The 23,396-nt window shown below is 45.7% G+C and carries 24 protein-coding genes; 3 read left to right on the forward strand and 21 right to left on the reverse strand.

What is annotated here, in order from left to right; translation table 11 throughout:
• The first annotated feature begins 15 nt into the window (after positions 1 to 15).
• Positions 16 to 315: a DUF4286 family protein gene (locus J3P40_RS01290; RefSeq protein ID WP_256002051.1), complete on the forward strand. Its 300-nt coding sequence runs from the start codon at positions 16 to 18 to the stop codon at positions 313 to 315.
• Positions 316 to 317: 2 nt separating this feature from the next.
• On the opposite strand, the gene J3P40_RS01295 is transcribed toward J3P40_RS01290, so the two are convergent.
• The 20 genes from J3P40_RS01295 to J3P40_RS01390 all read right to left on the reverse strand — a co-directional run bounded on the left by J3P40_RS01295 (position 318) and on the right by J3P40_RS01390 (position 20,293).
• Positions 318 to 1,160: an OmpA/MotB family protein gene (locus J3P40_RS01295; RefSeq protein ID WP_256002052.1), complete on the reverse strand. Its 843-nt coding sequence runs from the start codon at positions 1,158 to 1,160 to the stop codon at positions 318 to 320.
• A 34-nt stretch (positions 1,161 to 1,194) separates the two neighbouring features.
• On the reverse strand, positions 1,195 to 1,857 hold the full coding sequence (locus J3P40_RS01300) for a DUF2461 domain-containing protein (RefSeq protein ID WP_256002053.1): 663 nt from the start codon (positions 1,855 to 1,857) through the stop codon (positions 1,195 to 1,197).
• Positions 1,854 to 2,252, reverse strand: a complete 399-nt coding sequence (locus J3P40_RS01305; protein ID WP_256002054.1) for a DUF983 domain-containing protein — start codon at positions 2,250 to 2,252, stop codon at positions 1,854 to 1,856. The genes J3P40_RS01300 and J3P40_RS01305 overlap by 4 nt, the downstream gene beginning before the upstream one ends.
• Entirely contained in the window at positions 2,236 to 2,490 is a 255-nt protein-coding gene (locus tag J3P40_RS01310; protein ID WP_256002055.1) for a CAMCR motif-containing small membrane protein, read from the reverse strand. Before J3P40_RS01310 ends, J3P40_RS01305 begins: the two co-directional genes overlap by 17 nt.
• Before the next feature lie 35 nt (positions 2,491 to 2,525).
• Positions 2,526 to 3,098: a DUF420 domain-containing protein gene (locus J3P40_RS01315; RefSeq protein ID WP_256002056.1), complete on the reverse strand. Its 573-nt coding sequence runs from the start codon at positions 3,096 to 3,098 to the stop codon at positions 2,526 to 2,528.
• Positions 3,099 to 3,114: 16 nt separating this feature from the next.
• On the reverse strand, positions 3,115 to 3,825 hold the full coding sequence (locus J3P40_RS01320) for an SCO family protein (protein WP_256002057.1): 711 nt from the start codon (positions 3,823 to 3,825) through the stop codon (positions 3,115 to 3,117).
• Between the two features lie 3 nt (positions 3,826 to 3,828).
• A complete protein-coding gene (locus J3P40_RS01325; RefSeq protein WP_256002058.1) occupies positions 3,829 to 4,182 on the reverse strand; it encodes a cytochrome C oxidase subunit IV family protein in 354 nt (117 codons plus the stop codon).
• A gap of 12 nt (positions 4,183 to 4,194) precedes the next feature.
• The gene (locus J3P40_RS01330) at positions 4,195 to 4,902 is read right to left on the reverse strand and encodes a cytochrome c oxidase subunit 3 (RefSeq protein WP_256002059.1); all 708 of its coding nucleotides are present in this window, start codon (positions 4,900 to 4,902) and stop codon (positions 4,195 to 4,197) included.
• A gap of 30 nt (positions 4,903 to 4,932) precedes the next feature.
• Positions 4,933 to 5,523, reverse strand: a complete 591-nt coding sequence (locus tag J3P40_RS01335) for a cytochrome c oxidase subunit 3 (RefSeq protein ID WP_256002060.1) — start codon at positions 5,521 to 5,523, stop codon at positions 4,933 to 4,935.
• 2 nt (positions 5,524 to 5,525) lie between these two features.
• Complete coding sequence (cyoE, locus tag J3P40_RS01340; protein WP_256002061.1) at positions 5,526 to 6,404, reverse strand: heme o synthase; 879 nt, start codon at positions 6,402 to 6,404, stop codon at positions 5,526 to 5,528.
• A gap of 10 nt (positions 6,405 to 6,414) precedes the next feature.
• A complete protein-coding gene (locus J3P40_RS01345) occupies positions 6,415 to 7,479 on the reverse strand; it encodes a COX15/CtaA family protein (RefSeq protein ID WP_256002062.1) in 1,065 nt (354 codons plus the stop codon).
• A 79-nt stretch (positions 7,480 to 7,558) separates the two neighbouring features.
• Complete coding sequence (locus J3P40_RS01350; RefSeq protein WP_256002063.1) at positions 7,559 to 9,448, reverse strand: cytochrome c oxidase subunit I; 1,890 nt, start codon at positions 9,446 to 9,448, stop codon at positions 7,559 to 7,561.
• A gap of 23 nt (positions 9,449 to 9,471) precedes the next feature.
• The gene (locus J3P40_RS01355; protein ID WP_256002064.1) at positions 9,472 to 10,707 is read right to left on the reverse strand and encodes a cytochrome c oxidase subunit II; all 1,236 of its coding nucleotides are present in this window, start codon (positions 10,705 to 10,707) and stop codon (positions 9,472 to 9,474) included.
• Between the two features lie 65 nt (positions 10,708 to 10,772).
• Complete coding sequence (locus tag J3P40_RS01360; RefSeq protein ID WP_256002065.1) at positions 10,773 to 11,993, reverse strand: quinol:cytochrome C oxidoreductase; 1,221 nt, start codon at positions 11,991 to 11,993, stop codon at positions 10,773 to 10,775.
• Between the two features lie 12 nt (positions 11,994 to 12,005).
• Positions 12,006 to 12,593 (reverse strand): c-type cytochrome, encoded by a 588-nt coding sequence (locus J3P40_RS01365; protein WP_370687705.1) that lies wholly within the window; start codon positions 12,591 to 12,593, stop codon positions 12,006 to 12,008.
• Positions 12,586 to 13,122, reverse strand: a complete 537-nt coding sequence (locus J3P40_RS01370) for a DUF3341 domain-containing protein (protein WP_256002067.1) — start codon at positions 13,120 to 13,122, stop codon at positions 12,586 to 12,588. Before J3P40_RS01370 ends, J3P40_RS01365 begins: the two co-directional genes overlap by 8 nt.
• Before the next feature lie 2 nt (positions 13,123 to 13,124).
• Positions 13,125 to 14,597 (reverse strand): NrfD/PsrC family molybdoenzyme membrane anchor subunit, encoded by a 1,473-nt coding sequence (nrfD, locus tag J3P40_RS01375; protein ID WP_256002068.1) that lies wholly within the window; start codon positions 14,595 to 14,597, stop codon positions 13,125 to 13,127.
• Between the two features lie 18 nt (positions 14,598 to 14,615).
• The gene (locus tag J3P40_RS01380; RefSeq protein WP_256002069.1) at positions 14,616 to 17,708 is read right to left on the reverse strand and encodes a TAT-variant-translocated molybdopterin oxidoreductase; all 3,093 of its coding nucleotides are present in this window, start codon (positions 17,706 to 17,708) and stop codon (positions 14,616 to 14,618) included.
• A gap of 46 nt (positions 17,709 to 17,754) precedes the next feature.
• A complete protein-coding gene (locus J3P40_RS01385; protein WP_256002070.1) occupies positions 17,755 to 19,059 on the reverse strand; it encodes a c-type cytochrome in 1,305 nt (434 codons plus the stop codon).
• Between the two features lie 253 nt (positions 19,060 to 19,312).
• The gene (locus tag J3P40_RS01390) at positions 19,313 to 20,293 is read right to left on the reverse strand and encodes a deoxyhypusine synthase family protein (protein WP_256002071.1); all 981 of its coding nucleotides are present in this window, start codon (positions 20,291 to 20,293) and stop codon (positions 19,313 to 19,315) included.
• A gap of 279 nt (positions 20,294 to 20,572) precedes the next feature.
• On the opposite strand from J3P40_RS01390, the gene J3P40_RS01395 reads away from it, so the two are divergent.
• Positions 20,573 to 21,703, forward strand: coding sequence for a BamA/TamA family outer membrane protein (locus J3P40_RS01395; RefSeq protein WP_256002072.1), 1,131 nt, complete (start codon positions 20,573 to 20,575; stop codon positions 21,701 to 21,703).
• On the opposite strand, the gene J3P40_RS01400 is transcribed toward J3P40_RS01395, so the two are convergent.
• Complete coding sequence (locus tag J3P40_RS01400) at positions 21,700 to 22,482, reverse strand: O-methyltransferase (protein ID WP_256002073.1); 783 nt, start codon at positions 22,480 to 22,482, stop codon at positions 21,700 to 21,702. The two genes, J3P40_RS01395 and J3P40_RS01400, sit on opposite strands and share 4 nt — an antisense overlap.
• 40 nt (positions 22,483 to 22,522) lie before the next feature.
• On the opposite strand from J3P40_RS01400, the gene J3P40_RS01405 reads away from it, so the two are divergent.
• Positions 22,523 to 23,392 (forward strand): transglutaminase-like domain-containing protein, encoded by an 870-nt coding sequence (locus tag J3P40_RS01405; RefSeq protein ID WP_256002074.1) that lies wholly within the window; start codon positions 22,523 to 22,525, stop codon positions 23,390 to 23,392.
• The last annotated feature ends 4 nt before the right edge of the window (positions 23,393 to 23,396 follow it).

Genomic DNA, 23,396 nt, shown 5'->3' on the forward strand with positions numbered 1-23,396 from the left:
CGCTATCTTTACCACATGCTTTTATACAACGTTACCATTATTATTGAAGAGGATATTGCGGCCGACTGGCTCCGGTGGATGCAGGAAGATCATATCCCTAAAGTGCTGGCGACCGGCAAGTTTGTATCTAACAGGCTCCTGAGAGTGCTCGATTCGCCGAATGAGGGGGTAACCTATTGCGCACAGTATGTTGCGGAGAATATGGAGGAGTATAACGACTACCAGCAACGTTTTGCACCCGGTCTGCAAGCAGAACTTACAGACCGGTATGAAAACAAATTCGTAGCCTTCAGAACGCTTATGGAATATGTTTAAGCTTATTGCTTAATCAATTCATAGAGTTCGTCGAGTTTAGGTGACAGCACAATCTCGATCCTGCGGTTTCGGCTGCGTCCTTCTGCGCTCGTATTTTCGGCAAGAGGCTGATATTCGCCCTTACCTGTAGCGGTCATGCGTACGCTTTCTACTTTACTCACTTCGGTAAGATACCTGACCACGGAGGTTGACCGCAGTACACTTAAGTCCCAGTTGTCTTTGATCTGCCCCAGGTTGGTGATCTTTTGAGAATCTGTATGGCCTTCTACCGCGATGTTGATCTCGGGCTGCTGCTTGAGCACCTCGGCCAGCTGACTCAATGCCTGACGGCCTTTTTCATCGATAATGATGCTTCCTGAGGGGAATAATAGTTTATCGGTAAGTGAAACGTATACCTTTCCGTTCCTGATCTCGACAGTAAGTCCGCTCTTAGCAAATCCGAGCAGAGCCTGCTGTAGTTTTTCTTTAAGCTGGTTGGTTGCCTCATCGCGCTTGCGCAGGATCTCCTCTACCTCCTTGAGCCGCTGCTCACGTCGTTTCAGGTCGCCCGACAATTTATTGATCTCGTTCGAACTGTTCTGGCGCAGCTTGGCGTAGTTGCTGTCCATCTCGGTATAACGGTTTCTTAGCTCGGCCAGGGCACTGTTTAAACCAGTAGTGTCACGCCGTAAACGATATATGAGGTTTTCAAGACTTTCGTTTTTAGCCTGGGCTTCCGTCCACCCTGCACTTAAAGAATCTTGTTTAGAAAGCAGTGATTTGTACTTTTTGGGCGATAAGATAACGCAGGAACTGAATGCACTTGCCATCATCACGGCAAATAATAGAAAACTGATCTTTTTCATCTGGTTGTTGGTTTCATTTGAGTGTGTGCCCGCACTATTGTACTACGGCATTCCTCAAAAATAGCATAAAAGGATATACAGCTTCAAACGCAGTTTTCAACTTATCCACGATTGCTGGCTGCAGAAAGTCTTTCTCTTTTAACGGATAAATGGCTATGAAGCTCTTCAGTTTAAGCAATTCGATCTGCGGGTGACTGGCCTCATAGCCTTTCGGAGCCGTTTTCAGCTTGTCTTCGTCGCTCAAACTAAAGCGTTTGCGAAATTCAGGCGCTTCAATGATCTCCAGAAACTCGGTGGTGTTGTAGTCAATTTCTTCACGTATCTTTTTCAATACATGACTTTCGGGCATCCAGAAGCCTGCTGCAAAAAAGCATTCGCCGGGCTGAATGTGCAGATAGTATCCGGGTTGCGGAATACCTTTGCCTTTGGCAGTAAAAGAGATCCCGTAATTGGTTTTATACGGGTCTTTGTTTTTACTGAAACGTACATCCCGATAGATACGCAAAAGGCACTTTTTGGCAGGCGTATCCAGGGGAAACTCCGGATCAACCGCTGCAAGTTCAGGAATAAGCTGCTCTACAAAGGCGAGGACATTAGCCTTGGCATCCTCATAACGGTGTTTGTTTTCAGCAAACCACTCCCGGTCGTTATTTTCGGCAACGTCTGCAATGAACTTTAAACTTTCAGGCCTGATCATGGCTTATCATACTGGGGTTTATACGATATTTTTGGCGAGAGCAAATGCAGCAGCAGCACCCTCGAATAACGGTAATTGAAAGGCGCCAGTAACAGACAGCCTACCAGGATAACGGTAAGATAAAGCCATAATGACTCATAACTCAGGTCACCGCCCGAAAAAACATAGGTTGCTACAGCCAGCGTCACCATCTCGGCAACGTTCATAGCGTAACTGACATACATGGCCGCGTAGAAATATCCGGGCTCAATTTCAAAGCGCTGACCACAGTGCTCGCAGGTTTCCCTCGTGCGTTGTATGTTGAAACCGTATAAACTGCCTGTAAAGATATCGCCTCTTCTGCACTGGGGGCATTTGGCGTTTACAATAGCGTAAAGCTTAGATGTTTCCGGCATATCCTGTCGTTTTTTTACGGTATTTCACATACCATAATATGCCCATACCCGATATAAGCAGATAGGGAATAGCTAAAAGATACAAGATACCTGAATTGAGACCTTTACCCTGGGTATTGCCATTTTTTACGCTTTGCTCCGCATTAACGCTGCACATGGCGCACTGCGCTGAAGCTTGTTGCGCAGAAGCTGCCGACAGCAACAATACACAAAAGAAGATATAGACTATCTTTTTCATGTGGTAAATATACGAAAGAAATGAAAAAGAACCGTCTAAAAGTTATAGTATGGCGAGATCATCAGATATACGATGACTCCCGTCACTGCCACATAAAGCCATACCGGAAAAGCCCATCTTACAATTTTTTTATGCCGCTCTATCTGCATACTGAATCCTCTTAGGAAGCTGATCAAAATCAACGGCAGCACAATAATCGCCAGCAATATATGCGTCAACAATATGAAGAAGTAGAAATACCTTGTCGCGCCCACCGCCGCGAGTTCAGTTGCAGAAAGCAGCCCGTCATGATCCACGTCACCAAAACGTGTGTCCTTTTCGTACAAGTGAAACAGGATATAGAAAATCAGAAAGATAGCTGACAAAATGAAGGTAATCACATTAGTCACCTTATGTGCCTGAATGTTCTTGCGCTTGATGAATATGAAGGATACCACAAGTAAAACCGAGCATGTGGCATTAATGGCACCAATAAGGTGCGGAAGGATATAGATAAAGGAAGGCTTCGCTTCCGGTGGCGGTACAAGCTTAAGCGCTATAACAACCAGCAGCACAACTGCAGTTACGATCCATATGAGTTTAGAAAAAAGCTTATCGCTTGAATTCATCGGGGGAGTTTGAAGGCTACCTTCCATCTTTTGTATTTCTTAAAACTTCGGCAAGTAAAACTTTAATCTCGTCATTCAGCCTTGCCACTGCTTCATGATTATAGGCCTCGTAGTAGCCCCTGATCTGCCGGCTGGGGTCAACCAGTACAAGCATGTTCCCGTAGGAAAACTGTTTGCCGCCGCGGCCATAAGCCGTTGCTGCATCAACAAACAACTGCTCGTTGATAAACTTGAAAACCTGGGCACTATCACCGGTCACCAGATTCCATTTTCCAGGCATAGCGTTCAGGCTGTCTGCGTAAATGCGCAAACGATCCGGACGGTCTGCTGTAGGATCAATGGAAAGGCTCACAAATCTTATACGCGGATTTCTCTCGTACGCTTTATTCAGCATCTGAACTACGCCGTTCACTGCTTTCAGTCCGTCGGTATGACCCCAGGTGTAAAACAGGTTGAACACTGTAATATCGCCCCCATAATTCGCCCAGCTTAAGGTATCGCCCTTCTGATTTAAAAATTTAAAATCACCAACCTTGTGAAATATGGTGTCCGGTATCAGCTTGCCCCGCTCTGAATGGAAGCTTCCGCCGATTTTTACCGGGTGAAAACGCGGTAAAGGCCTGTACCTGTTCTTTCCCTGATCCTGAAGGATATAATATAAAAATCCTGGCACCGCCAATATGGTTACCAGGATTAATACTTTTTTTAATGAAGTTTTATTATTCATCGCCTAGCCCATATGCACGCGCAGATAATCGCCCTCAATAAGCATCAGGACGATAAAATATATGATGAAAATGAAAGACAGTGTCAGCGACAGCTGCAGTCCGACTTTCTCATATTTCAGGTGCATGAAGTAAGCAACGATATAATAGGCTTTCAGAATCGTTAAGGCGATGTAGATGAAGTTTCCAACACCGTGAGACATATAACCTTTTGGAAGAACCCAAAGTGCTATAAAAAATTCAATTACAGTGATCAGCAACAGAATACCGAATACCTGCCAGATTCTCTTTTTGTCCAGTCCAGCATGCTCTTCGTGTGCATGCGATTCATTAGCGTGGTCTGTATGTATTTGTGACATAATTTTTGAAGATTAAACAAGATAGAAGAATGTAAATACGAATACCCATACAAGGTCCACAAAGTGCCAGTATAAGCCTACTTTTTCAACCATTAGATAATGGCCGCGTCTCTCAAACGTGCCATTGATCGTCATGCAAAGAATAATGATATTGATGATGACACCACTGAATACGTGGAAACCGTGAAAACCAGTGATCGTAAAGAAAAGGTTCGAGAATTGCTGTGCAGCTACCGTATCCACCTCACCGTTAAACAAGTGACTCAGCGTTTCCATGTTCGGGATTTTGCCCCAGCCAAACCCTTCGTGGAACAAATGGGTCCATTCTGCAGCCTGACAGCCAAGGAACATGAAACCACCAATAATGGTAGCTACCATCCACCAGATCACCTCACGTTTAGCACCCCTGTGTCCTGCTTCAACAGCTAGTACCATTGTTACCGAACTCATAATCAGGATAAAAGTCATAATACCTACGAACACCAAGGGGGCGCCGCTGTCGGTTATACCGGGTATAGACTGAAATACCAGATCCGGATCAGGCCATGTAAATTTACTGAAGCGCTGAGCTCCATAATAGATCAATAATGACGAGAAGGTAAAGGCATCGGAAACAAGGAAAAACCACATCATTATTTTGCCGTACTCTACCGACCAAGGTGAGCGGCCTCCACTCCATGGAGTAGTTTTTACCTGATCCAACTGTGATAATGAACTCATTTTATGTTTAGTAATAATTTGTTAAAAAATCTAACTGTTCAAAAGTAAAAAAACATACAGATATATCCACAATATATCTATAAAATGCCAAAATATGGATGCTATATCCATGCGGTATTTGCGTCGCTCCGCGCTGATCTGTCCATACGATCCGGCGATTGCAGATACCATCAGCGCGATGCCGGCAACGATGTGCAGCAGGTGAAAGCCCGACACAATGTAGATCATGGAGATAGCGGCATTATTGTTCGTCAGAAATGCCCCGGTGTCTACCAGGACGCGCCAGGCAGAAAACTGCATATATGCAAAAACAAGGCCCAGAATCAAGGTGATCCACAACCATACGCGCTGCTTACCCAGTGCTCCCGACTTAAGGGCACGGGAAGCCAGAAACAAACAGGCACTGCTTACAACCAGTACGATTGTGCTGTAAGTAAACAGCTCCGGAAGCACCAGGCCATGCCCTTTACCTTTCGCCGCCGAGAATACGATGTAATAACTTGTCCAGCCACCGAACATAATTGTCGAAGACACGACAAACAGCCAAAGAATAAACTTCTTTGGTTTCATATCCATCCCTTCCCCTAACCCCTCATTTTGCTTGTCTAATGTATGTACCATATCTATTTATTTATAAAATCAAACAATAATACCAGTTGTACAACCGGCAGGTAAAAGAACGAACAGAACATCACCTTTCTGGCACTGCTCATCTCCATATTCATCCACATTTTAAATGCCAGCCAGGCAAATACGGCTCCGAAAATGACCGATGCCCCGGCTAGATAATAGCCGCCGAATCCGTAAAAGACAGGCAGTAAACTTACCGGTATCAGCACCAGTGTACTAAGAAATGTGATAAAGGCGCTCGCCTTGTCCCTTTTGGTGGTTGGCAGAAGTCTGAATCCCGCCTTCTTATAGTCGTCATCCAGCACCCAGGCGATCGACCAGAAATGCGGGAACTGCCATACAAACTGAATAAGAAAAAGGATAACCGCAATGCCGTCTATTCTGCCATGGGCGGCGACATATCCGATCAGCGGAGGCAGGGCGCCTGGAAAAGCCCCGACAAATACCGCAATAGGCGATTTCCTTTTCAGCGGCGTATATGCAAAGGCATATAAAAATATAGAGAATACCGAGAGCAACCCGGTTTCTATGTTTAGTTTGCCCAGAAGCCAGGTACCTAACATCCCCATCACCAGGCCTGATACGAGTCCCTGACCCGTGGTCATATGGCCGGCCGGCATAGGCCTGTCCTTGGTACGGCTCATCAGCTTGTCCAGGTCAACTTCAATAACTTCGTTGAAACAATTGGCGGCCGAGGTTACCAGAAAACCTCCCGCAATCAGGATAAGCCAGTTCATCCAGTTGATTCCAGGCACAACACCGTCTACAGGTACCTTAGAGCCAATCAGGAAGGTGACCGAAGCAGAAAACACCACCAGGAAGGTAAGTCTGAACTTAATGAGCTTGGAAAAATCTTTCAAAAACTGCTTCAAGATATTTATATTAATTCGTTTGGTTAAAGCTGCCTGTCTTGTAAACTAATAAATACAGATAATATTGCAGCCCGAACAGCATGGTGCTGAAAAGGATATGCATAGCCTGTGCATACGGCGGTAAGGCAAAATTAGCAAGAAGCACCCCGGTGAGCAATTGTATCAGCAAAACGATCACGACGGCATTGGCAACGAACATTTGTTCTTTGCTACCTTTGTACAGGCGCCTCATAATCGCATATATAATAATATTTATGACCAGCACAGCGATTGCCAGGTCCCTGTGATATAGAAAATGTGTTCCTACTTTGCCCACCCAGGTCTCGCGCTGAGCATAAAAAAGTGACTTTGCAATAGCGTCGATAGCCTCCCTTACTTCCGTTCCCACTACGATCTGCACAACACTCAATGCGATTGACAGAAACAGTATCATTGTTAATGTACCGGTTTTACCGGCAGCAAGAACAGCCTGCTGCCTCATCTTCCTCGCGTAATAATAGGTGTAGATGAGTATGGCAAGGATTACCAAGGCCAATAACATGTGTACAGTAACAATCCAGGGCATCAGGTTGGTAGACACGACAATGGATCCGAGCCAGGCTTGATAAGCCACTACAAAAATGTTCAGTATGCTGAGCACAACGATGCGCTTCGCTGTTTTACGATACGTAAAAGATGCGATGGCAACCGCCAGAAGCATAACGCCTGTAAGCGCTCCGACCAGACGGTTTATATATTCCGTCCAGGTTTTTGCGACATTAAATTCCTCTGGTTCACGAATCGACTCGTCATGCCTGATGCTGTCAGCGAGGTGCCCCTTACCTAACCTTTCCAGGGTTTTGGCAAAACGCTCATTCTTGGCAATACGCCCGTTCACATATTTCTCCTTATAGTCGGCCGGCAACTGAGAGGCAGAGGTAGGCGGCACGTACTGGTCGAAGCATTTTGGCCAATCCGGGCAGCCCATGCCTGAGCCCGTGCTCCGCACAACCCCTCCTGCGAGAATAACCAGTAGGGTAATTACAATCGTAATTAAGTTAAGCCTGATAAACCTACGCTCAGATTTAGGAACCATTATATATGTGAATTTAAAAAGAAGGGTATCTGGTAAGCTTATACTTACAGCAGATACCCGTCCCGTTATAAACTATAAATTAGTCTAGTTTTGATCCTGCTGAAGCTTTCTCCTGCTCCTCCCACTCTCTTTGGATACGCTCAAATTCAGGATTTCCTTCAAAATCGTGCGGCATATTAGAACTCATGGTTTGTGAGAAAGGAATTGTCTGAGGAATAAAATCCTCTTCTGCACCAGGCTTGCTATAGTCATACGGCCAGCGGTATACTGTCGGAATTTCTCCTGGCCAGTTTCCATGGATATGTTCTACAGGAGCGGTCCATTCTAGTGTATTCGCGCCCCAAGGGTTTTGAGGTGCACGCTTTCCTCTGAAGATCGAATAAAAGAAGTTCCAAAGGAATGCTACCTGAGCTAAAGCTCCGATGATAGCCGCCCAAGTCACAAATACGTTTACAGTAAGCCATTTTTGCATAAACTCAAATTCCGTAAATGCATAGTAGCGACGCGGAACGCCGTCCAGACCGAGGAAGTGTAATGGGAAGAACACCAGATAGGCTGCGATGAATGTTAACCAGAAATGCAGATAACCTAATTTGGCACTCATCATACGTCCGAACATCCGGGGATACCAGTGATATACACCAGCAAGCATACCGAAGATAGCCGCCGAACCCATTACCAGGTGGAAGTGAGCGACAACGAAGTAAGTATCGTGAAGGTTGATATCGAGCGATGCGTTACCCAGGAATATACCGGTCAAACCACCTGAGATGAAGAATGACACCAAGCCAATTGCGAACAGCATAGCTGGCGTAAACTTGATATTACCACGCCAAAGTGTAGCCAAGTAGTTAAAGGTCTTTACAGCGGAAGGCACAGCGATAATCAGTGTGGTAATCATGAACACACCACCCAGCAACGGATTCATACCCGTCACAAACATGTGGTGACCCCAAACAATGAAAGACAATACGGTGATACCGATCAGTGAATAGATCATCGCATGGTATCCGAAGATCGGCTTCCTTGAGTTAACCGAAATTACTTCCGATGAGATACCAAGGGCAGGCATGATAACGATATATACCTCCGGGTGACCCAGGAACCAGAACAAGTGCTGCCACAGAATCGGCGATCCACCCTCATTTGGCAGAATCTGTGTACCCAAAACAATATCGGATAAGTAGAAACTTGTGCCAAAGCTACGGTCAAAAATAAGAAGGACGACACCCGCAACCAACACAGGGAATGAAAGGATACCCAGGATAGCGGTGAGGAAAAACGCCCAGATAGGCAGCGGCATTTTCCAAAGGTCCATGCCTTTTGTACGCATGTTCAATACTGTACTCACATAGTTGATACCACCCATAAGCGATGAAGCAACGAACAGCACCATACTGATCAGCCAAAGCGTCATACCAAGTCCGGACCCGCTGATTGCTGTTGGCAAAGCTGACAGCGGCGGATAAATTGTCCACCCCGCACTGGCCGGACCAGTCTGGATGAAGAACGAACTCATCATGATAACGCAGGCGGTAAAGAAGAACCAGTACGAAAGCATGTTCAGGAAAGGAGATGCCATATCGCGTGCACCAATCTGCAGTGGGATCAACAAGTTACTGAACGTACCACTCAGCCCTGCAGTCAATACAAAAAATACCATGATGGTACCATGTATAGTAACCAGCGCAAGATAGAAATCAGGCTTAATTCTGCCGCCCTCAGCCCATTTACCAAGGAAGCTCTCCAAAAGCGGGAAAGTTTTGTCTGGCCAGGCCAATTGTAACCGGAAAAGGATCGATAAGATCATTGCAATCACAGCCATGATAATACCAGTTATCAAGAACTGCTTGGCGATCATTTTATGGTCCTGACTGAAGACGTATTTCGTGAAAAACGTCTCTTTGTGATGACCATGATCGTCATGGCTATCGTGTTGGTGAGTATCGTGTAATGATATAGTTGACATAATATGCTAATCCAGTATAAATATTAATTGTTTGGGGTAGAAGTCGCAGTTGTATCACTATCTGTCGACGTTGAATCGTTTAACGCTGGCGAAGTAGCCGGTGGAGCGATTACAGGGGAAATGTACCTGTTCCTCAGCTCATCGGTAATATACGTTGGCTGCTCAGCCACCCACTCTTTGTATTCCTGCTCCGAAACCACGCGAACTTTACGCTGCATCTTGTAGTGACCATCGCCACATATTTTGGCGCAAAGAAACAGGTAATCAAATTTAGGGTCGTTTGTTTTCGCCTTCATCTCCTCTGTGGTGATCGTCGGAGTAAACTCAAAGTAGCTGGTCATACCAGGAACAGTATTGAGCTGAACCCTAAAATGCGGCATATAAAAACTGTGGATAACGTCCTTACTGGTCAGAATAAGACGTACCGGCTTATTTACAGGAATAACCATTTCGTCGGCGATCTGATCATCCAGTGCCTTCCTGTCTTTGAAATCAACACCCAAAGCATTTTCTGCCGTGATCAGCTTGTAGTTCTTTAAACCTACCACACCATCAGCTCCGGGATAACGGATAGCCCAGGCGAACTGCGATGAGGTAACTTCAATGTTGATCGGCTTGTTATTCGGATCCTCAATTTTGTAGAAAATAGACCTCCAGGTGAAGAAACCCATAAGTACCAAAACGGTTAACACCAATGCCGGAATAATAGTCCAGATTCGCTCCAAAGCATTATTATGCGGATAGAAATAGGCTTTTCTCTTGCCGTCGAACTTATAGAAATAAGCAAAGGCGAACAGCAGGATGTGTGTAAGGATAAATACAATGGTAGTAATGATCAGTGTGATCTCAAACATGTTATCGATCTTGGCACCATGCTCTGAGGCCGCCTCCGGAAGGATCATGCTTCCGTGTACGGTATATTCCCAGTAAACACCATACAAACCAACAATAAGGAATAGTGCGAACAGCACACCGTTAACGGTATTCCAGTTGATACCCCGTGTCCTTCCCTGTGCCTCTCTTGTAAGTTCGTATACCTTTAACGCTTTACCGACTATTGCTATAAATAAGCAAACCAGTAAAAAGGCCATCACATAAAAAACTGCCGACTTATAAACAGGTCCCATATCAACGGCCTGCTCTGCACTTGCAGCGCCTGCAGCCGCCTGGGCGAAGGCCCCGCGTGTATCAGCAAACACAGTTACAATCGCCGCCAATGCTGCTATTGTCTTATTACCTATATATTTTCTTAAACTCATTTCCTTAAAGTAGTAACGCTGTACTTCTGTTGTACTATTATTTATTTTACTCTTTTGAATCAATCCTACAAATGATGATGTAAACTCTCCTGCAGGAACGGATGGTTCCTTGCTATTAGCGCACGCTTGCTTAGCGCTGATAATACGGTGAAAGTAAACAATCCGACAAATCCTAAAGCGACACCGATCTCGATAAATCCAAAGCCGTTATGGGTATCAACAGTTCCCGGCATGATCATCTGGTAGTAATCTACCCAGTGGCCGCACAATACTACGATAGATACACCAAGCAATACATTTTCATGACGTTTATTATCCCTGTCCATCAGCAACAGCACAGGAGCCAGGAAATTCAGGACCAGGTTCAGGTAAAACCAAAACTCATAGCTCTCGAAGCGCTTGTAAAAGTATACGGTTTCTTCCGGAATGTTCGCATAGTAAATCAGCATAAATTGTGCAAACCAGGTGTAAGTCCAGAAGATAGAAAAACCAAAGATAAACTGGCCAAGGTTGTGCAGGTGGCTATTGTTCACCCAACTCATATAACCCGACTTCTTCAAAAGGATAATGATGATCGCTATCGTTGCCAGACTGCTCACCCACATTGCAGCAAAGTTATACCAGCCAAACATGGTGGAGAACCAGTGCGCCTCAAGAGACATCACCGTATCGAAAGCAAATACCGGCGTGGTAAAGCCATAAATAACCAAAAATATACAAGAGTATTTGAAACTCTTCCTGTAAGAGTTCAAACCGCCCTCCAAATCCTCATTTGCAGACAGCTTGGAAAGAAGCACCGCAAAAATACTGTATGCACCCAGGAAAATCACCTGACGTGCCATAAAGAAAGGCACATTAAGGAAAGACGACTTTCCGTCGATCAGCTTGTCGTAGTTGGGGCTGTTAGGGTCGGTAAGACCTTCAGCATGCCAGTGGTGGTATAAGTTATGTGTATAAAGTCCGGCTCCGATAACGGCGATCAGAATAACAACTGCAATAGGCAGTGTTCTGGCCATAGCCTGAGGTACACGTAGAATGGAAGCCGACCATCCCGCCTGAGCAACGAATTGTACAGCAAGGAAAAAGGCACCCGACATACATACGCAGGCGAAGTAATAAGCCATTAGCAACAGGTTCGCAAACGTACGCTCATGCATGATGTGGTCGTGGCTCGAAAATCCGTAGACAATCGCTGCCAGTCCGATCACAACGCCAATGATGCTCAACGTTTTTGCCTTTCCTGCAAACTCAAACTGTTCAGTTAAATTATAATTATGAGTTCCCATTTTTCTTCTTTACTAATTTCCTTTTTGTAATTCTTGTACGTACATCACCACTTTCCATCTTTCATCAGGCGTAAGCTGCGAAGCATATGAACCCATCATGTTAACCCCATACTTAATGGTATGATAGATTTTACCTGCAGTCAGGTCTTTCATTAACCCACCGCGTGACGATGCTTTCTCCGGATCAAAAAATGACGGTACACCATTGAATTTCTCAATCTTTACGAGGTGTCCCTGTCCGTCACCCTTCTCGCCGTGGCAAGGTCCGCACATCACCATATACAAATGCTGTCCGTCTTTAAGGTTCTTCTCAGATACTTCGAGCGGGTTAGCAAGGCTGCTTGAAGCTTCGTAACCTTCTTTAGTATTCGGATAAACATCCGACTCTACAAATCCAACCGGAGCGGTGTGAGCAGGAGGCGTTTGTGCCGTTTGTCCGTTTGCAAAGTTCTTATTCGGCTGGTCCGGGTTATAAGCAAGCGGATCATACATATTTCTTGCATACTCCATTCCCGTGCTGCGCTTATCCCTGCATGCCGAAAATACAACAGCACTTGCCAGGATACAAAACGAAGCTAAAACCACTCTATTCTTATTCATAGCTAACATACTTCCTTTCATTGTACTTCACTTCCAAAGCACCCGCATCTTTTAATAATTCATCGATTTTACTGTGGGCTACGTTCTGGTTTGCATCAATAGCGATTACAAACCTGTCGTCAGTAGCTCTAAGATCCATTACCCTTGGTGCGCGACCAGGGAACAAATGCGTAGATGCGTAATATGCGCCCACCAAACTAAATGCACAGAACAAAACGGTAAGCTCAAACATAATCGGAATAAAATCCGGAAGCGCAAAAGCGGGCTTACCGCCAATATTATGTTTCCAGTCCACTACCGAAGTCAGATAGATCAGCGCAAATGCCGACACGGTACCTGTCAATCCGCAGAAGAACGCAAGAACGTCAAGTCGTGATCTTTTAACCCCCAATTTTGCTTCGATGCCGTGAATAGGCATTGGCGTGTACACATCATAAATCTTGATGTTGTTTTCCTGCAGTTTCTCAATGCCATGCATCATCTCATCAGGATCACCAAAACTGCCTAAAATATATTTGATATTACTCATTGTTATATTTTTGCGTATTCTTCTTGTTTAACACTATCAAACTTATTTAAAGAGTCGATATACTCAGCCACCTGCTCTTTATCCAGATGACCTTCCTTGATCTCCTCAAGCTTAGCCTGCTCACTCGCGCTCTTCAGCAGAAGTTTAACTTCAGCAATCGCGATAGACGGCAATACCCTTAAGAACAGCAGGAACAAAGTAAAGAATACCCCAATTGAGCCTACGAAAACGCTCACATCTACCCAGGTTGGATAGAACATGGTCCAGCTTGATGGAATATAATCCCTGTGAAGTGACGTAACGATGATCACGAAACGCTCGAACCACATACCAATGTTTACCACGATAGAAAGAATCCAGGTAGCCGCGATGTTGGTGCGGATTTTCTTGAACCACAGCAACTGTGGTGAAATCACGTTGCAGGTCATCATCATCCAGTATGCCCACCAGTAAGGACCGGTTGAACGGTTGATAAACGCATACTGCTCATATTCAGAGCCTGAATACCAGGCAATGAAAAACTCTGTTAAATAAGCGACACCCACAATAGAACCTGTAAGCATAACGATCTTGTTCATCGACTCAATGTGGAACATGGTGATGTAGTTTTCAAGACCCAAAACTTTACGGGCAACAAGCAAAAGTGTCAATACCATCGCGAAACCAGAGAAGATCGCACCTGCCACGAAGTATGGCGGGAAGATCGTGGTATGCCATCCCGGAATTACCGAAGTAGCAAAGTCCATGGATACGATGGTGTGTACGGAAAGTACCAGTGGTGTGGAGATACCAGCCAGAATCAGCGAAACGGCCTCAAAACGCTGCCAGGTTTTAACACTTCCACTCCATCCGAAAGAAAAGATGGAATAAATACGGCGTCTTAAACCGGTAGCACGGTCGCGGATGGTAGCGATATCCGGCAACAGACCTGTATACCAGAACAGCAAAGATACCGAGAAATAAGTCGAGATCGCAAACATGTCCCATACCAGCGGTGAGTTGAAGTTTACCCATAGCGAACCAAACTGGTTTGGCAGGGGAAGTACCCAGTATGCCAGCCATGGACGGCCCATGTGAGAAACAACGTAGGTCGCCGCACAGATAACCGCAAAGATGGTCATCGCCTCAGCAGAACGGTTGATGGAGTTACGCCAGTTCTGACGGAAAAGCAACAGTACCGCAGAGATTAGTGTACCGGCGTGACCGATACCAACCCACCATACGAAACCTGTGATATCCCAGGCCCATCCTACAGTCTTGTTCAGACCCCATGCTCCAATACCTTCCCAAAACGTGTAACCTACAGCTACCACCCAGAGTGCAGCGCCGCAAAGCGCCATGATAAATCCAATCCACCAAGCTCTGTTAGGCTTGTTCTCAACCGGCAACAGGATCTCGTCCGTTATTCTGGAATAGGTAATATCCTTTCCGGTGATTAGTGGTTCTCTTAATATTGATTCCTTATGTCCTGACATAATTTATATTCTTTAAGCTTACGCTTGAACTGTTGTACCTGTATTTCTAATTTTTGTCATGTAACCGATGCCTGGCTGAACGTTGATCTCTTCCAGCACATAGTAGGTCCGCTCGCTGCGCAAGGCCTTTGAAACCTCCGAGTTAGGATCGTTGCCATCACCGAAGATGATTGCGTTAGCGGAGCATGCTTCCTGACAAGCCATTTTGATCTCACCATCTCTTAGCGGACGCTTTTCGATCTTAGCCTGCAGTTTGCCACCTTGTATACGCTGTATACACATCGTACATTTCTCCATCACCCCTCTTGAACGTGCGGTTACGTCAGGGTTTAACAACAGCTGCGTAAATTCATTGTTAAGATAGTTGTCAAAACGGGAATCGTTCCAGTAGTTAAACCAGTTGAAGCGGCGTACTTTGTACGGACAGTTGTTCGCACAGTAACGTGTACCCACGCAACGGTTGTAGGCCATATGGTTCAAGCCGTCTGATGAGTGTACAGTAGCGAGAACCGGACAAACCGTTTCGCATGGTGCGTGCTCACAGTGCTGGCAAAGCATCGGCTGATGTACCACAGAAACGTTGTCAAGATTTTCCATCTCGGCGATCTCTTTCTCTTTGGTTACCGAATTGATACCATTGCCATGCGTACCGTGGGCACCTTGAGACTTGTCGTGCTGACCATGATCTTCACCGCCTTCTACATTGTTATAGCTATAATAACGGTCGATACGGATCCAATGCATCTCCCTCCGGTTACGCACCTCTGTTTTACCAACGACCGGAATATTATTTTCTACGTTACAAGCCACCACACATGAACCGCAGCCGGTACAAGCATTAAGGTCGATGGCCATTACCCAGTTATGACCAGGCTTTTCGTAGGTATCCCAAAGATCGTAGGTCTTGTGCTTAGGATGATCGTTACCCGAACCTGCGGCCGGATTTTTCTTATAGGCCTCAAAGCTGGCTTCACGAATAACATTTCTGCCTTCAAAAGAGTGGTGCGTTTGTGTCTGCGCCAGTTCTTCCCTTCTGCCTGTTCCGTCTAACTTAACCGTGGTGGCATACTTTAACGTGCCATTAGCGAAACCTACAAACGGATAAGCATTCTTACCAACGTTATCACCGGCCTTACCCGCTTTAACGCGACCGTAACCTAAAGCTATCGAAGCAGTTCCCTGAGCTTGTCCGGGTTGGATCAACACCGGTAACTCAATGGTATATCCTTTATCGTCTTTAATCGAAACAATATCAAATTCCTTATAGCCCAGTTTCTCTGCAAACTTAGGTGCAAGGGAAATATAGTTGTCCCAGGTAACTTTGGTTACCGGATCAGGAAGCTCCTGAAGAAATGCGTTATTGGCATATTTACCGTTACGCATCGGTACGCTTTCATAAACCTGAAGCTCAATATCTTTAGCAAGCGCCTTGCTATTATTAACAATTGTTGGAACAACTGCGGCAAGTGACTGTGTGAAAGCATATGTCCCAGCTGGCTTAGCCACAGAGGCAAAGACACCAGTCTGCAAAACATCCTGCCATGTTTTACCTAAAGCAGGTAAAATGGTCGACTCCCAGTTGTTGCGTACATACTGGTAGTAATCTTTAACTGGTGCGTTAGACCAGATCAGTAAGCTCTGCTCTGCCTGACGTGAGTTAAACACCGGGTTGATGGTAGGCTGTACAATAGAATAATACCCTTCATAAGTGTTGGCATCACCCCATGATTCCAGATAGTTGTGGTTTATCGCTACAACATCACACAAATCAGCAGTCTCGTCATTCCTGTCGGAGAAAGAAACTTTCAATCCGACTTTAGCCAAACCTTCTGTAAATGCTTTGGTATTTACCGCGTCGTAAGCAGGGTTGCTGTCGAGGAAAAATACCGCGGCAACTTCAGCCCTGTTCATTTCATTAACAAACTCTGCAAACTCTGCGTCATTACCTGCAAAACGCTTGCATGGATTATCCAGGTCAATGGTTGTACCGTAGCTGCCTATAGCGGCGTTGATAGCGTTTACCAGGATCTGGGTAGACACATCGTTTGATCCGCAGACAACCAGGCCTTTTCCCCTGTTCTGCAAAAGTTCTTTGGCTACAAGTTTGATCGCTTTATCCGCGATAGTATTATTTGGCAAAGCACCGCCGGCCAGATTTGCACCGGTAACGGCATTATACAAAGCGATCAGTGCCGGACCTTCTTCAGACAATTTAACCGGAATACGCGTATCGGCATTCGTACCTGTAAGGCTCATGCCTGCTTCAAACTGGAAGTGACGTGACATCTTGCCCGCTTTCAGTGATTTCGCGTTACGGTTACTTACATACTGGGCAGTAAACTCCTCGCCGCTGATCCAGGTACCCAGGAAATCCGCTGCGAAACTCACGATCAGGTCTGCCCGATCAAAGTTGTATTTAGGAACAACCGCTTTACCAAAGCTGTTCTCATTGGCTTTAATAATGCCCGTATATGAAATTGCGTCATACTGAACATGTTTAGTATTCGGATACGCCGCAGTAAAATCTGCAATGACAGCCTTTGTAGAAGGGCTATGCACTGAAGATGAAACGATTCTGATCTTTTTACCCGAGGCCTGAACCTTGTTCAATTCAGCCGTGATGAACTGGTCAACGTTTGCCCAGGTGCTCTCCTGCTTTTTAACCAGGGGAGACTTAAGTTTAGACACATCATAAAGATCCAAAACTGAAGCCTGTGCCTGAGCATCCGTACCGCGGAAAAACTCACCCGCGTTTGGATTTGGTTCGATCTTGATCGGCCTTCCCTCTCTCGTTTTAACTAATACACTCTGACCGTTAAAGCTGGAAACATAGTAATTCGGGATACCCGGAGTTACTTCTTCAGGCTTAACTACGTAAGGAATGGCCTTGTGAACCGGGGCCGACTGACATGCAGCCAGTGTAACAGCACCCAAACCAAAACCCAGGGCCTTAAGAAAGTCCCGGCGCGGCGTTACAGTACTCAATCCTGCTTCGTTTAAAACATCTTCTATTGGAAGCGGTTCAGCAAATTCGTTTTTGTTCTTTTCAACAAAATCCGGAGTGTTGTTATACTCTTCTAAACCCTTCCAGTATCTTTTATTGCTTTCCATTTAAGCTATATTACTGTTATCGAACGTTCTTTTTAATAAACTCTAATTAATAATGGCACTTACCACACTCTAAACCACCCAGGGCAGCAGGAGTCATCTTCTCGCCTTTTTTGATCTTCTCGTGAGCCTCAATAACCTTGTCATAGTAGCCATTGCCTTTTACGTCAAGCTCAGCTTCCCTGTGACAGTCGATACACCATTTCATGGTAAGCGGAGAGTACTGATAGATCTCTTCCATGGTATTCACCGGACCGTGACAGGCGAAACACACCGGCTCATTCGGCTGCAAGCCCTTCTGCTTTCTGATCGCCTGCTCACCAACTATAGTGTGCTGCGAGTGGTTGAAGTAAGCAAAATCCGGCAGGTTGTGAACACGCACCCACTCAATTGGCTTCTCTTTGCTCTTATCGTAAGTCATCGTCTCCGGATCATAACCGATAGCGCTGTAGATCTTCATAATTTCCGGAGAGATTTCCCCGTCGTACTTTTCTGTAGCCTGTACCGACTTGTGACAGTTCATACAAACATTCGCAGATGGGATGGTCGCGTTTTTAGATTTAAACGCACCCGCATGGCAGTACTGGCAGTCTATCTGGTTAGTTCCCGCATGCAGTTCGTGAGAGAACTTGATTGGCTGCACAGGTTGGTATCCGGTATGAACACCCGTATCCCACATGCCCATCCATCCGTAAGTACCCAGGCTTACCACAAGGCACAGAATTAAAAAGAATACAAACTTTTTGTTTTTGAACAACCTTCTGGAGCCCTCAGCAAAAGAAAGGCTTTCCTCTTCCACCACAACAACACCCTGCTTTTGAAGAATCAGGCGTTCGAGCATTTTTATCGCACGTCCTAAAACAACCAGAACAACGATTGAGATCAGGATGATTACAGCAATACCGGCAATTGAGAAGTCAGAAACACCTTCCGATGTACCAGCTTCTGCACCCTGTCCTCCGGCAGCTTCACCTTCCTTCTTAGGCTCGCCGGCCTGAGCATAGGCAATGATGTTTCTGATCTGATCATCAGTTAGACGGGTAAAAGCAGTCATCTCCGCAGGAGAAAACTTCGAAGCCTCTACCGCCTGAGGATCACCTGAGGCGATCAGCGCCGGAGCATTCCGGATCCACTTGATTGCAAAAGCTTCATCAAGCTCTGTAAGCTTCGGTGTTAACGCCGGACCGGTGCTGTTGCGGTCTAACTGGTGACAAGAGGCACAATTATCCTTAAATAACTTTCGGCCCTCAGCTACATCTTGCGCGTGTGTTACAGAAACGGTTAAAACAGATAAAGCCGTCAGCATAAACGTCGACTTCAAAACTCTTTTAACGATCAATGAGATATCCCTCATAATGAGTACTTTATACTATTTTTTAAAAAACTTGTTTAACGTAATTGATGTTTGAACTCAGGTACTCCACCAAAACGTCCACAAAAGTAAAATTTATTAAATTACCAATGACAAAGAAATGACAGTAAATACAATTTATAATCAATCTAAATAGGTGCCTTCAAAGGCCTTTAAACGAAGAAAATCAGCAATTTTTTGAAGATTGCTGATTTTCAAATGAGGGTGTATCCGTTGCCGGATTTGCATATTTAAATTACATTTTCAATATCCACGCAAACATCAGCGGAGCCACTATGGTAGCGTCCGATTCGACGATAAATTTTGGGGTGTTGATGTCCAGTTTCCCCCAGGTAATCTTCTCATTTGGCACCGCTCCTGAGTATGATCCGTAAGAGGTTGTTGAGTCTGAAATCTGACAGAAATAACTCCAGAACGGAATGTTCTCCATTTCCATATCCTGATACAGCATAGGAACCACGCAAATCGGAAAATCACCGGCAATACCGCCCCCGATCTGGAAGAAACCAATGCCCTTACCTTCGCTGTTGGCGATATACCAGTTGGCCAGCCAGCCCATATATTCGATCCCGCTCTTCATGGTAGAAGCCTTGATTTCGCCCTTCATCACATATGACGCAAAAATATTGCCCATGGTAGAATCCTCCCATCCCGGAACCACGATTGGGAGGTTCTTTTCCGCAGCTGCCAGCATCCATGAATTTTTGGGATCTATTTCGTAGTATTGCTCCAGGTCGCCGCTGAGAAGCATTTTATACATGAATTCGTGCGGAAAATAACGCTCACCTGCATCATCGGCATCTTTCCATATCTTGTGAATGTGCTTTTGCAGTCTACGGAAGGCCTCTTCTTCCGGGATACAGGTATCGGTTACGCGATTATAATGGTTCTCAAGTAAGTCCCACTCGTCTTGTGGACTAAGATCGCGATAATTTGGCACTCTCTTGTAATGCGAATGTGCTACCAGGTTCATAATATCCTCTTCAAGATTGGCCCCGGTACATGATATAATAGAAACTTTATCCTGACGGATCATTTCAGCAAGGGAAATACCTAATTCGGCTGTACTCATCGCGCCGGCAAGTGTTATCATCATTTTGCCGCCCTCATCCAGATGTGCTTCATATCCTTTCGCTGCATCCATCATGGCCGCCGCATTAAAATGGAGATAGTTACGCTCCATAAATTGTGATATAGGTCCTCTCGTTGTATTCATGCTCTTTTTTGTATTTTCTTATTGAAGCGCAAAAATAGCTATTTAATTACAGCTTCCATAATCACCATTTGCAGCCACCTCGTGGGTGGTGAGTCCGCCATGAGTCCGGGGTGAGTCCGGGGTGAGTCCGCCTTTTCCCGGAAAAAAGGCGGACTCATGGCAGTGCCATAGTGGTAGCAAGGCGCTCTCACCCCAAAAGGATATAGGGCAGTAGCCGTATTATGGCCTTAAACTTGCTTCGCTGAACGAAAAACAAAAATATTCTTTTATTTTAGGCAGATGAAGAAACTATCGCTTTGCGCCATGCTGGTCGTGCTGGCGTTAAACGTTGTGGGACAGAAAAAGTTAATCGAGCGCTATTTATCAAATAAAACGGACTCTTCCAGAGGGCCAAGTTTTATGCCCGTGCCTGTTTTCCGCTACAGTCAGGAAATTGGCGCCGAACTGGGGCTGGGACTGATTTATTCGGCCTATATGGACCGGGCCGACCTGACTAACCGAAGTTCGAACTTTACCGGCGTGGCCTCTGCTTCTACCAAGGGGCAGTACAACATCTCTTTAAAAAGCGATATTTGGACTAAAGGAAACATCTATCACCTCGTCAACGAGATCAGGTTCAGAAAAATGCCGTTCGACTTCTTCGGAGTTGGTAATGAAACCATCGAGGCAGACAAAAACAGGCTGGTACAGGGCTCGGTAAAAATAGTTGTGGAAGCAGAAAAGAAGCTTGTACCACGAATGTATACCGGTATTTCTGCGGGATTTGAAAACTATCATTTTACCGATAAGCAGGTAACGGGAACATTTGCTGCGAATGAAGAACTGGTCCATAAGGTAGGGGGGTCTGTAATTTATGCCGGGCTTTCGCAAAGTTTCGACACGCGGGACAATGCAAACTATACCACTGCAGGTTTTCTGGGAAGGATAAGCTACCAGTATGCGCCCGACTTTTATGGGGGCGATAACTTTACGGGTTCCATGATCAGGGTCAATGTACGCAACTTCTGGTCGCTCAACCGCAAACTTGTTCTCGGACTAAACGGTCTTTATCACACCGTACAAGGCAAAAATACGCCGTTTTATATGTTGCCGCAACTCGGCAACGATGAGATGATGCGAGGGTATTATACCGGAAGGTACCGCGACAGGAACCTGCTTGCAGCACAGGCAGAGTTGAGGTTCCGGTACAATAACCGGTTTGGACTGGCTGTATTTGGTGGAGGCGGACAAGTTTTCGACAATGGCGGCTTTGCTTTTAAGTCTTTCAAACCATCGTACGGCGCTGGTGGCCGCTATTTCTTTGATCCGGAGAAAGGCCTGAGTGTTCGGGTCGACTACGGCATAGGCGAGAAACGCGCCAACGAGAAGCGTCAGACCGGCTTTTACGTAAGCTTGGCCGAAGCGTTTTAAAACTTCAGCTTAAAGTGCTCTTTGGCCTGACCTTTTCTGAAAAACACCAATCCAATCCAAAAGAGGTCTACAGTTACCCGCACGTCGGGATGAGCCTTGATCTCTTCCCAGGCTTCTTTCATGCCCGGGCTCCAGTAAATATCGTCGAAGATCAACAGTGTGTCTTCGTGGACTCGGGGCAAACACCATTTGAAGTAGTTTAAGGTTGCGTCTTTACGGTGGTTGCCATCGATATAAACAAAATCGAGCTTCTCTTGCTGTTCGAGCAGATCGGGCAGTAGCAGATCGAAGTTTCCTACCTGAAGCTCTACATTTTCGAGTCCGAGTTCCCTGAAATTCCGGTAGGCTACCTCCGCTGTTTCAGGACAGCCTTCTATGGTGATAATATTGGTATTGGGGCATGCTTTGGAAAGGTAAGCGGTGGTGATCCCCAAGCAGGTGCCCAGTTCGATGATGGTATCTGGCTTGGCCATTTTCGCAAGGCGATAGATGAGCTGCGCCAGCCTCGGGCTTTTTAACGCATTCCTCGCAATCTGACTGATCTTCTTGCGCCGATTCCTGTTGAGGTGCGAACCAGCACCTAGGTCGGTCACTGTAATGGTGGAATCGTCACGGTAAAGTTTTTTTCGCTGCGCCTCCACGGCTTCGTATGCATCTTTATTGCTAAAGTCGTAAATTACCTCATCGGCTAGCTTGTATATGAATGGGGAATGTGTCCCATGCCGGCTCTTAGCAGTGAGCCGGTGCGCCACATAATCCCTGAAAAAGTTCAAGACCATAGCTGGCAAAAATAGGCATTCAATTTGATTGGACAATAAAGTGGAACACAGTAAAGAAATAAGTGCTTTAGTAAGGCTGCTAGATGACCCTGATATGGAAATTTATCAGCATGTGGAAGACAAGCTTCTTGGCTATGGCAATGAGGTGATCGGGTATTTGGAGAATGCCTGGGAGCAGTCGCTCGACAGCCTGCTGCAGCAGCGTATCGAAAATATCATCCATAAAATTCAGTTTTCTACGGTTAAGGAAGATCTTAGTTTATGGTTTCAGAGTGGGGCTTTTGACCTGCTTCAGGGGGCACTCATCATCAACCGCTACCAGTATCCTGACCTGGATGAGGAGAAACTGATTCTACAGATTGAGGATATTAAGCGTGATATCTGGCTAGGTCTGCAGTACGAAATGAGTGCGATTGAGAAAATTAAACTGATTAACCACATCTTTTACAATGTTTACGGCTTCGGGGGCAATACGAAGAACCATCAGGATCCGCAGAATTCCTACATCAGCCAGGTGCTGGAGAGTAAAAAAGGTAATCAGATCTCGCTGGCGATTATCTATTCCACGCTTGCACAGAAGCTGGATATTCCTGTGTACGGCGTCAATCTGCCACAGCATTTTATCCTGGGCTACATTGATGAAACGCGCCGCGATGAGCAGGAATTCGGCGTACTGTTCTACATCAACGCCTTTAACAAGGGCGCTATTTTTGGCAAACATGATGTAGACCAGTTTTTGCGCCAGCTAAACATAGAGCCGATGCCCGGTTTTTATATGCCCTGCAGCAACGTAGAAATCATCAGGCGTGTGATCCGCAACCTGATTACGGCCTATCAGAATCTTGGGTCGGCAGAAAAGGTCGAAGAACTTAAAGAACTCCAGGATATCCTCAATATTCCTGAAGTATAAGCCT

Source organism: Pedobacter deserti (assembly GCF_024436415.1).
In the GTDB taxonomy this organism is placed as follows: domain Bacteria; phylum Bacteroidota; class Bacteroidia; order Sphingobacteriales; family Sphingobacteriaceae; genus Pedobacter; species Pedobacter faecalis.

Excerpts from the sequence above, each read along its gene's own strand:
- J3P40_RS01355 (WP_256002064.1), bottom strand. The coding sequence starts at position 10,707 with ATGAGTTTAAGAAAATATATAGGTAATAAGACAATAGCAGCATTGGCG.
- J3P40_RS01330 (WP_256002059.1), bottom strand. The coding sequence starts at position 4,902 with ATGAGTTCATTATCACAGTTGGATCAGGTAAAAACTACTCCATGGAGT.
- J3P40_RS01350 (WP_256002063.1), bottom strand. The coding sequence starts at position 9,448 with ATGTCAACTATATCATTACACGATACTCACCAACACGATAGCCATGAC.
- J3P40_RS01325 (WP_256002058.1), bottom strand. The coding sequence starts at position 4,182 with ATGTCACAAATACATACAGACCACGCTAATGAATCGCATGCACACGAA.
- J3P40_RS01345 (WP_256002062.1), bottom strand. The coding sequence starts at position 7,479 with ATGGTTCCTAAATCTGAGCGTAGGTTTATCAGGCTTAACTTAATTACG.
- J3P40_RS01360 (WP_256002065.1), bottom strand. The coding sequence starts at position 11,993 with ATGGGAACTCATAATTATAATTTAACTGAACAGTTTGAGTTTGCAGGA.
- J3P40_RS01400 (WP_256002073.1), bottom strand. The coding sequence starts at position 22,482 with ATGGTCTTGAACTTTTTCAGGGATTATGTGGCGCACCGGCTCACTGCT.
- J3P40_RS01290 (WP_256002051.1), top strand. The coding sequence starts at position 16 with ATGCTTTTATACAACGTTACCATTATTATTGAAGAGGATATTGCGGCC.
- J3P40_RS01295 (WP_256002052.1), bottom strand. The coding sequence starts at position 1,160 with ATGAAAAAGATCAGTTTTCTATTATTTGCCGTGATGATGGCAAGTGCA.
- nrfD (WP_256002068.1), bottom strand. The coding sequence starts at position 14,597 with ATGTCAGGACATAAGGAATCAATATTAAGAGAACCACTAATCACCGGA.
- J3P40_RS01395 (WP_256002072.1), top strand. The coding sequence starts at position 20,573 with ATGAAGAAACTATCGCTTTGCGCCATGCTGGTCGTGCTGGCGTTAAAC.
- J3P40_RS01320 (WP_256002057.1), bottom strand. The coding sequence starts at position 3,825 with ATGAATAATAAAACTTCATTAAAAAAAGTATTAATCCTGGTAACCATA.
- J3P40_RS01300 (WP_256002053.1), bottom strand. The coding sequence starts at position 1,857 with ATGATCAGGCCTGAAAGTTTAAAGTTCATTGCAGACGTTGCCGAAAAT.
- J3P40_RS01365 (WP_370687705.1), bottom strand. The coding sequence starts at position 12,593 with ATGAATAAGAATAGAGTGGTTTTAGCTTCGTTTTGTATCCTGGCAAGT.
- J3P40_RS01310 (WP_256002055.1), bottom strand. The coding sequence starts at position 2,490 with ATGAAAAAGATAGTCTATATCTTCTTTTGTGTATTGTTGCTGTCGGCA.
- J3P40_RS01370 (WP_256002067.1), bottom strand. The coding sequence starts at position 13,122 with ATGAGTAATATCAAATATATTTTAGGCAGTTTTGGTGATCCTGATGAG.
- J3P40_RS01380 (WP_256002069.1), bottom strand. The coding sequence starts at position 17,708 with ATGGAAAGCAATAAAAGATACTGGAAGGGTTTAGAAGAGTATAACAAC.
- J3P40_RS01390 (WP_256002071.1), bottom strand. The coding sequence starts at position 20,293 with ATGAATACAACGAGAGGACCTATATCACAATTTATGGAGCGTAACTAT.
- J3P40_RS01315 (WP_256002056.1), bottom strand. The coding sequence starts at position 3,098 with ATGAATTCAAGCGATAAGCTTTTTTCTAAACTCATATGGATCGTAACT.
- J3P40_RS01305 (WP_256002054.1), bottom strand. The coding sequence starts at position 2,252 with ATGCCGGAAACATCTAAGCTTTACGCTATTGTAAACGCCAAATGCCCC.
- J3P40_RS01385 (WP_256002070.1), bottom strand. The coding sequence starts at position 19,059 with ATGAGGGATATCTCATTGATCGTTAAAAGAGTTTTGAAGTCGACGTTT.
- J3P40_RS01335 (WP_256002060.1), bottom strand. The coding sequence starts at position 5,523 with ATGGTACATACATTAGACAAGCAAAATGAGGGGTTAGGGGAAGGGATG.